The following is a 7330-nucleotide window of genomic DNA, read 5'->3' as shown; positions in this document are numbered from 1 at the left end:
TCTCGGACCACTCTCCCTCTCGGGTGCTGGCACACCAGTGATAACTGCGGTCTCTGTCCCCGCGCGCACCTCAATCTTAAGTCGGACACTTGTTTGCTGCGCGACAGCGCAGCGTCGAAGACGCGGCGGCCACTCCCTCGCCACAAAAGCGACCATCGACCCGCGCCAAGGTTGCCAGCCCCCGAAACCCCTCCTAAGATCGATGCACGCATGGGTGCAGCGGAGCTGCCCGACACCCCCGACTCAAGGATCCGACATGGCCCGTATACAACGCCCCATCACCACTCCACCCCGAACAGGGCTGACCCGCGAAGACCTCTGGGAAGGCCAGGACCGCGGCCTGATCAAATGCTGGGAAATCGGTCGCGACCGGGCGACGCGGTTTCCCGAGCTGGCCCAGCGCTGCCTGGCCGGCGAGTTACCGGTGCTGGGCTGGAAAGGTGGGGTCAGCCGCAGCCTGAAAAAGAACGAAAAGTTCGGCTGCCTCAAATACCTCGCCCAGTGGCAGGGCCTGCGGGGCGAAGACCTGGACATCGATTTGTCCCAGGAACGCACGCTGACGTGCTCCAGCACCCAGATGAACGTGACCTTCACGCCAGACCGGGCCAAATACGTGAACCAGGAACCCGCCTGACCACCGCCGGGCGACGCCGGAGACCGAGATGAACCTTGCGCCAACCGTCAGTTTCGCAGTGACCCCGCTGCTGCGCATCGCCTACGAAGAACACGGGCCCGCCAGCGGCGAGCCGGTCATCCTGCTGCATGGTTTTCCCTACGACCCCAGGGCATTCGACGAAGTTGCCCCGGCGTTGGCCCATCGCGGCTACCGGGTCCTGGTGCCCTACCTGCGCGGCTACGGCCCGACCCGGTTCAACAACCCGGCCATCATGCGCTCCGGCCAACAAGCGGCGCTGGCCCAGGACCTGCTGGACCTGATGGACGTGTTGGGCATTGCCCGGGCGACCCTGGGCGGCTACGACTGGGGCGGCCGGGCGGCCTGTATCGTCGCGGCGTTGTGGCCGGAGCGCGTGCGCGGCCTGGTGACCGGCGATGGCTACAACCTGCAGGACATTCCCCGCTCGACCCAGCCGCTGCCCCCTGAAACCGAACATCGCCTGTGGTACCAGTATTATTTCCACACCGCGCGGGGCGTCGAAGGGCTGACGAAAAATCGACGCGAGTTGTGTGAACTGCTCTGGCGCCTCTGGTCACCCACCTGGACGCATGGCGCGCAATGCTATCCCCTCAGTGCGCCGTCCTTCGACAACCCGGACTTCGTCGACGTGGTGATTCATTCCTACCGCCACCGCTTCATGTACGCACCGGGGGATCCGACCCTGGAATGGATGGAAGAACGGCTCGCGGAACAGCCCTCGATCGGCGTGCCGAGCATTTCCCTCTGCGGTGCCGACGACGGCGTGGGGCCCGCGCCCGAGCAGGATGAAGACGCGGTACATTTCAGCGCGTTCTACGAGCGTCGAGTGCTGGCCGGGGTGGGCCACAACATTCCCCAGGAAGCCCCCGAGGCCACGCTCAAGGCCTTGCTGGATCTGCTTGAGGGCTGAGCGAAAAACGCTCGCGATACGCCTGGGGCGTCACCCCCATGGCCCGCAGGAAACTGCGGCGCAGGGTTTCTTCGCTGCCGAAGCCGCACTGCATCGCCACCCGCTTGATCGGCACTGCGGTATCGGCGAGCAGGCGACGCGCGGTTTCCACCCGAATCAATTCGACGGCCCGCGCCGGGGTCTGGCCGGTGTCGGCGCGATAGTGCCGCACGAAGCTGCGCTCGCTCATGCCCACTTCGGCGGCCAGGCTCGGCAAGCCCAGGTCACAGGTCAGATGTTCGGCGATCCACGCATGCAATTCATCGAACCGACCGCCGTGTTTTTGCAGCGACAGGGTCACGCTGAACTGCGATTGCCCACCCGGCCGCTTGAGGAACACCACCAGTTGCCGGGCGACTTCCAGGGCCACGGCGCGCCCCAGGTCGTCCTCGACCAGGGCGAGGGCCAGGTCGATGCCAGCCGTGACCCCGGCCGAGGTCCAGACCGGGCCATCGTTGATGAAGATCGGATTGGGTTCGACTTTAAGTTGCGGATGTTGCTCCGCCAGTTGCTCACAGCGGGTCCAGTGGGTGACCACGCGCCGCCCGTCCAGCCAACCGCTGGCGGCCAGCAGGAACGCCCCGGTGCAGACCGACGCCACCCGCCGCGAGCGCGTGCCGTGATCCTTGACCCAGGCCACCAGCGCCGGATCCTTCGCAGCTTCGTACACGCCCCACCCTCCGGCAATCAGCAGCGTGTCGCTGCGCTCGGTCGGCAGCGGATCGGCCATCAGCGCCAACCCGGCCGAGGACATCACCGCACCACCGCCCACGGCGACCACCGTCGGCGCATAAGGCAATGGCTGCCCTTGCTGGCGGGCCAGGTCATTGGCCGAGGCGAACACCTGCAACGGCCCGGTGACATCGAGCACTTGTACGTTGGCGAAGGCCAGGACGTGAACGGTTTTAGGGGCGTCGGGCATATTGGCGTAATTCGTGGGGTGATTGGCGTGTTCGCCAGAGCCTAAAGCCCTAGGCTCTGTTTGAAAAGTCTTGAGACGAAGGTAGGCAAGGCGAAAAGCGGCGAGCAAGCGCATTTACTGGAGTCAATGAGCATTGCGAGCCGGTTTTCAACGCAGCATGACCGAGTGTCAAGGCTTTTCAGGCAGAGCCTAGAGTGAAATCGTCCAGCCCCTCTGGCATTAATCAAGGAGAACGCATCATGACGCTGCACATCGGTTTACTGTTGTTTCCCCAGGTCCAGCAGTTGGACTTGACCGGTCCCTATGACGTGCTGGCCTCGCTTCCGGACGTGAAGGTGCACCTGGTCTGGAAAGACCTGGCGCCGGTCACCTCCAGCACCGGCCTGGTGCTCCTGCCGACGACCACCTTCGATGACTGCCCGAACCTGGACGCGATCTGCGTCCCGGGCGGCACCGGTGTCGGGGCATTGATGGAAGACGAGCAGACCCTGGACTTCATCAGGCAACAGGCCAGCCACGCCCGGTACGTCACGTCGGTGTGCACCGGCTCGCTGGTGCTCGGTGCGGCGGGCTTGCTGCAAGGGAAACGCGCCACCACCCATTGGGCCTATCACAGCTTGCTGCAGAACCTGGGCGCGACCCCGGTCAAGGACCGGGTGGTACGTGACGGCAACCTGATCACCGGCGGCGGCATCACCGCAGGCATCGATTTCGCGTTGACCCTGGCGGCCGAACTGTTCGACCGGCCCACGGCCGAGCTGGTCCAACTGCAACTGGAATATGCCCCGGCCCCGCCGTTCGACGCCGGCAGCCCGGACACGGCACCGGTGCCCATCCTGGAGGAGGCGCACCGGCGCACGGCAGAATCGTTCCGGGTACGTTCACAGATTACCCAGCGCGCCGCAGCACGATTGGCCGTCTCCGCAGAGTGAGCGACGGCGAGCGGAGCGCTCCGCTCGCCGCCGTACCCGGTTCAGTAAGGGCTGGCGGTCGGACGCACGATCAACTCGCTGACGTCCACATCCGCCGGTTGCTCGATGGCATAGGCAATTGCCCGGGCGATGGCTTCGGCGGGGATAGCGATCCGGCGGAACTCGCGCATTTCGGCACGCCCGCCTTCATCGGAAATGCTCTCGGCCAGTTCCGACTCGGTCACGCCCGGCGAAATCACCGTCACCCGCACGTCGCCGCCCACCTCTTGGCGCAAGCCTTCGGAAATGGCTCGCACCGCAAACTTGGTGGCGCAGTACACGGCGGCGGTCGGGCTGACCGCATAGGCCCCGATCGAAGCGATGTTGATGAACTGGCCGCTGCGCTGGCGCTGCATCAGGGGCAGGCCGGCCGCGATGCCGTGGAGCACGCCACGAATGTTCACGTCGATCATGCGGTCCCACTCCTCGACCTTCAGCGCTTCGAGCTTGGAGAGCGGCATGACGCCCGCGTTGTTGATGATCACGTCGACCGTGCCGAAACGCTCGACGGCGAAATCGATCAGGTTCTGGACATCATCGCGGCGAGTCACGTCCACGGCCTTGCAGGTGGCTTGCTGTCCGGCGGCTTCGAGTTCCTGCACCAGCGCCTGCAAGCGGTCGATGCGCCGGGCGCCAAGCACCACACGGGCGCCTCGGGCGGCGAGCAAGCGTGCGGCGGCTTCGCCGATTCCGCTACTCGCACCGGTAATCACCACTACTTTGTTTTGAATATCGGACATGATGGTTTCCTCGTCTGGAAGTGTTGGCTCCCGGCAGGAGCGTTTTGACCCGTCCAGATTAGGCAACCGGCAAGGGTTGGGGTTAGCCGGATCCTCCTTTGCACTTGCACGATCCTGTAGCGATGACAGCAGCCCCTGGCTGCACACTGCACAATCGGTTTTACTAGCGCAGTTCACTCAGGGAGATCGATCAGCATGTCGGTAACGTCCATGCACCTCGCGCCAGACGACGGCGTCAACCAGCGCCGCGCTGAACTGGCGGAATTGATGAAGCGCTTCGCCCCGCAAAACGGTATCTACCCCACCGCCATCGACACGTTGAACATTATTCGCAGCGACCAGCCCACCGATGCCCTGCCCGTGGTGCACAAACCCGGCTTGTGCGTGATCGTCGAGGGGCGCAAGGAAGTGCGGCTGGCGGACGAAATCTATGTGTATGACCCGCTCCACTACCTGGTGGTCTCCGTCACCCTGCCGCTGGCTGGCCAGGTGATCCAGGCCTCTGCTGAGCGTCCGTACCTGTGCGTTCGCCTCGACATCGATCCGGCACAGATCTGTCGCCTGATCGCCGACACCCGCCCTATCGGCGTAGCGCCGCCGAAAACCGGGCGTGGCCTGTTCCTGGACCGCATCGATTCGCCACTGCTCGACGCAATGCTGCGCTTGCTGCGGTTGCTGGACAGCCCGGACGATATCGCAACCCTGGCGCCCCTGGCCCAACAGGAGATTTTCTATCGGCTGCTAAAGGGCTCCCAAGGCCAGCGCCTGCATGAAATCGCCATCCCCGATACCCAGGCCCACCGCATCAGCCGCGCCATCGAATGGCTGAACAGCCATTACGCCGAGCCGCTGAGCATCGACAGCCTCGCGCAAATGATCAATCTCAGCCCTTCGGCCCTGCATCACCGCTTCAAAGCCGTAACCGCCATGAGCCCGCTGCAATATCAAAAACAGCTGCGCTTGCAGGAGGCCCGACGATTGCTGTTGGCAGAAAACAGCGATGTCTCGTCGATTGGTTACAAGATGGGCTATGAGAGCCCATCACAGTTCAGTCGGGAGTACAGCCGCCTGTTCGGAGCCTCGCCAAGCAAGGACATCGCCCGCCTGCGAGCCCAGGCGCTGCAAGCCGACAGCGCTTGAACCTGGCCAGCGGCGGACCTTTTCTACAGGCAAAAAAAACCCGCCGAAGCGGGTTTTTTGAGGACCGATTTGACATCCTGTCTGGCATTCCCTGCCTGGTCCCATCATCCATGACCCCAAGCACTCCCTGTACTCAGTGGATGGACATAGATTAGGCCCGCCACAGTTTTGAAAAAAGGCGAGAAAGCAGCGGCGACGTGTAAGCCATTCGCTATACCATCCTTTCTGGCTTTTTGACGGACGAAAAAAAACCCGCCGAAGCGGGTTTTTCCAAGACCATTACGACTCCCTGTCGATAGCCATCCTTGCAAGGTCGATCGTCCCTGATCCTGAGCACATCCTGTGCTTCAGTGGATGGGGCCAGATTACGCTTCGGATCCAAAGTGCAATAGACGACATAGCTACTATTACGTGTAAGACATTCGCCATAGCCGCTACCCTCCAAACCCTGAGTTGCCTCAAGGGCCGATCTCAAGACTTGCTCAGGAACGCCTCGATATTGGCCATCTGCTCGTCCCAACCGCGGCTGTCCATACGAAAAGCCTTGAGGCGACGCGACTCGGGAATGGCATTGAAGCCCGACTCCACCACCTTCAGTAAAGTGCCGCCGTCCATGTCCTCGAGTTCGAACTGCACCCGTGTCTCGGGCTCCTGGGAATAATCCACCTGTGGCTCGACGGCGTAGGGATGCCAGCGAAACGAGAACACCCGCTCGGGCTCGACCCGTTCCACCGCGACATCCCAGATGAGGTGTTGGTAACCTGGATAAGTGATTTGCCCCTGGGTACGTTCACCCGCCACGAACCGCTTACCCTCGAGCGCCACGCCAAACCATTGGCCAAAGGCTTCGGCGTTGGCCAGGGCTCGCCAGACTTGAGCGCGCGGGACTTTGAGCAGGATCTTTCTTTCAATGCGATCGGATGAATGCATGGGTCACCTCCTGTGTTCAACAGTAGGCTTGTAAGACCACAAGGCCAACCGGAAAGTTGTATCAGGTCGTTCTTTCCAGCCCAGCGTCCCAAGCGATGTAAACTTCCCCCTCCACTCTTTCACACGCTCAAGGAGAGACCTCGATATGCCCCCTCGCCTGCTTCTGGCCCTGACCCCCCTGCTGCTCATCCACCTCGCCCAAGCCCAGGATTGCACCAACGCCATGACTCAAGGCGAGATGAATCAATGCTCGGCCCAGGAGAGCAAAGCGGCCGACAAGACGCTGAATGACCTGTACCAGCAGATCACGGCACGCCTCAAGGACAATCCCGACGCCAAGCAGAGGCTGGTCAAGGCACAACGCGCCTGGATCGCTTTCCGTGACGCCGAATGTGATTTCTCCGCCTCCGGGGTCGAAGGCGGCAGCGTCTATCCCTTGATCTACAACGACTGCCTGACCGCCCAGACCAAGGCCCGAGTCGAAGCCTTCAAGACCTACCTCATGTGCAAGGAAGGAGACTTGAGCTGTCCAGTCCCCGAGGCCTGAACATGCAGGCAGCAAAAAAGGATAGCCTCTACGGGTTATCCTTTTTTTAGCTTGGCCTTTTTTCCAGCGCAAAAACAAAACCCCAACTGCTTTCGCAATTGGGGTTTCGGAATTTAATCTTGACGATGACCTACTCTCACATGGGGAAACCCCACACTACCATCGGCGATGCATCGTTTCACTGCTGAGTTCGGGATGGGATCAGGTGGTTCCAATGCTCTATGGTCGTCAAGAAATTCTTGAGCTAGCGCGCCTTTCGACGTTCCAGCGAATTGGGTATGTGATTCGGTTGTGAGTCGCAAACTTTCGGTTCGTTTCGTCTTCACCACCGCAATCTGGCGCCCGTTCGGGTCAACAAATTGCTTGGGTGTTATATGGTCAAGCCTCACGGGCAATTAGTACAGGTTAGCTCAACGCCTCACAGCGCTTACACACCCTGCCTATCAACGTCGTAGTCTTCGACGGCCCTTCAGGGA

8 protein-coding genes and 2 rRNA genes are annotated in these 7330 nt (G+C 62.0%); 5 read left to right on the top strand and 5 right to left on the bottom strand.

The genetic code is table 11. From position 1 onward, the window contains the following. The first annotated feature begins 256 nt into the window (after positions 1–256). Both Q6A48_RS25635 and Q6A48_RS25630 read left to right on the top strand, forming a co-directional pair. Complete coding sequence (locus Q6A48_RS25635) at positions 257–634, top strand: hypothetical protein (protein ID WP_304557266.1); 378 nt, start codon at positions 257–259, stop codon at positions 632–634. Between the two features lie 28 nt (positions 635–662). Beyond that, a complete protein-coding gene (locus tag Q6A48_RS25630; RefSeq protein ID WP_304557265.1) occupies positions 663–1565 on the top strand; it encodes an alpha/beta fold hydrolase in 903 nt (300 codons plus the stop codon). On the opposite strand, the gene Q6A48_RS25625 is transcribed toward Q6A48_RS25630, so the two are convergent. After that, on the bottom strand, positions 1534–2526 hold the full coding sequence (locus Q6A48_RS25625) for a GlxA family transcriptional regulator (protein WP_304557264.1): 993 nt from the start codon (positions 2524–2526) through the stop codon (positions 1534–1536). The two genes, Q6A48_RS25630 and Q6A48_RS25625, sit on opposite strands and share 32 nt — an antisense overlap. 239 nt (positions 2527–2765) lie before the next feature. Between Q6A48_RS25625 and inhA the strand changes: the two genes are divergently transcribed. Beyond that, the gene (gene inhA, locus Q6A48_RS25620) at positions 2766–3458 is read left to right on the top strand and encodes an isonitrile hydratase (RefSeq protein WP_304557263.1); all 693 of its coding nucleotides are present in this window, start codon (positions 2766–2768) and stop codon (positions 3456–3458) included. Positions 3459–3499: 41 nt separating this feature from the next. Here the strand turns inward: inhA and Q6A48_RS25615 are convergent, their stop codons facing one another. Then, the gene (locus tag Q6A48_RS25615; protein ID WP_304557261.1) at positions 3500–4237 is read right to left on the bottom strand and encodes an SDR family oxidoreductase; all 738 of its coding nucleotides are present in this window, start codon (positions 4235–4237) and stop codon (positions 3500–3502) included. A gap of 195 nt (positions 4238–4432) precedes the next feature. On the opposite strand from Q6A48_RS25615, the gene Q6A48_RS25610 reads away from it, so the two are divergent. Continuing rightward, complete coding sequence (locus tag Q6A48_RS25610) at positions 4433–5377, top strand: AraC family transcriptional regulator (RefSeq protein WP_304557259.1); 945 nt, start codon at positions 4433–4435, stop codon at positions 5375–5377. A 471-nt stretch (positions 5378–5848) separates the two neighbouring features. On the opposite strand, the gene Q6A48_RS25605 is transcribed toward Q6A48_RS25610, so the two are convergent. Next, positions 5849–6307, bottom strand: a complete 459-nt coding sequence (locus Q6A48_RS25605) for an SRPBCC family protein (protein ID WP_304557256.1) — start codon at positions 6305–6307, stop codon at positions 5849–5851. Between the two features lie 145 nt (positions 6308–6452). On the opposite strand from Q6A48_RS25605, the gene Q6A48_RS25600 reads away from it, so the two are divergent. Continuing rightward, entirely contained in the window at positions 6453–6854 is a 402-nt protein-coding gene (locus Q6A48_RS25600) for a lysozyme inhibitor LprI family protein (RefSeq protein WP_304557255.1), read from the top strand. Positions 6855–6971: 117 nt separating this feature from the next. Here the strand turns inward: Q6A48_RS25600 and rrf are convergent. Continuing rightward, positions 6972–7087: ribosomal RNA gene (gene rrf / locus Q6A48_RS25595) — 5S ribosomal RNA — on the bottom strand. Positions 7088–7228: 141 nt separating this feature from the next. Beyond that, a 23S ribosomal RNA gene (locus tag Q6A48_RS25590) occupies positions 7229–7330 on the bottom strand; the annotation flags it as partial.

Origin of the sequence: Pseudomonas citrullilanati (assembly GCF_030580855.1) — a bacterium.
Classification (GTDB): Bacteria; Pseudomonadota; Gammaproteobacteria; order Pseudomonadales; family Pseudomonadaceae; genus Aquipseudomonas; species Aquipseudomonas citrulli.
Note: the sequence above shows the minus strand (reverse complement) of the source record. Positions and strands in the feature narration are given on the sequence as shown.